The 703-nt window shown below is 61.3% G+C and carries 1 protein-coding gene; it reads left to right on the top strand.

The annotated features are described in order from the left end of the window. Positions 1-687, top strand: a 687-nt coding sequence (locus ABD234_RS19105) for an IS30 family transposase (RefSeq protein ID WP_344359664.1), incomplete at its 5' end; no start/stop codon positions are given. Positions 688-703 lie beyond the last annotated feature (16 nt).

The raw sequence follows: 703 nt of genomic DNA, 5'->3' as shown, positions 1-703 counted from the left end.
CGAGCGCGTCCGGATGATTCGAGGTTTCACTTGTGCCACGAGACGGTCTATCGCACCCTCTACCTGCAGGCCCGCGGCGAGCTCCGCAGGGAGATCAGTAGTGCACTGCGCACGGGCCGAACCATGCGTCGCCCGCAAAAACGGGCCGACGAGCGCCGCAGACGGGTCCCGGAAGCAATAAGGATCTCGGAGCGCCCAGCCGAGGCATTGGACCGCTCCGTTCCAGGCCACTGGGAAGGTGACCTCATCGTCGGCAAGCACGGAAAGTCTTCCATCGGCACCGTTGTGGAGCGGCGGTCGAACTTCACCGCTCTCGTCTGGATGGACCCGGGCTTACCGAGGTCTGAAGCTCTGATCTTAGGGCTCAAGAAGTCTCTAGCTGGCTTGCCGGACGACCTGCGCTCTACTCTCACCTGGGATCAAGGCATTGAGATGAGCAGGCACGAGGCGGTTGTGGAGACCTCCAATATCGATGTCTACTTCGCGGATCCGCGCTCACCGTGGCAGCGCGCCACGAACGAGAACACAAACGGTTTGCTCCGGCAGTATTTCCCCAAGGGCACAGACCTGTCCGTCCACACGCCGGAGGAGTTGAAGCGCGTCGAGGACCTATTGAACGATCGACCGCGAAAGCGGCTTGAATTTGCTACGCCAAGAGAGGTATTCTCCGAGCACCTGTTGCGCTGACCGTTAGAACCCGCCG

The sequence above is a fragment of the Brachybacterium phenoliresistens genome, assembly GCF_039530785.1.
Classification (GTDB): domain Bacteria; phylum Actinomycetota; class Actinomycetes; order Actinomycetales; family Dermabacteraceae; genus Brachybacterium; species Brachybacterium phenoliresistens.
Note: the sequence above shows the minus strand (reverse complement) of the source record. Positions and strands in the feature narration are given on the sequence as shown.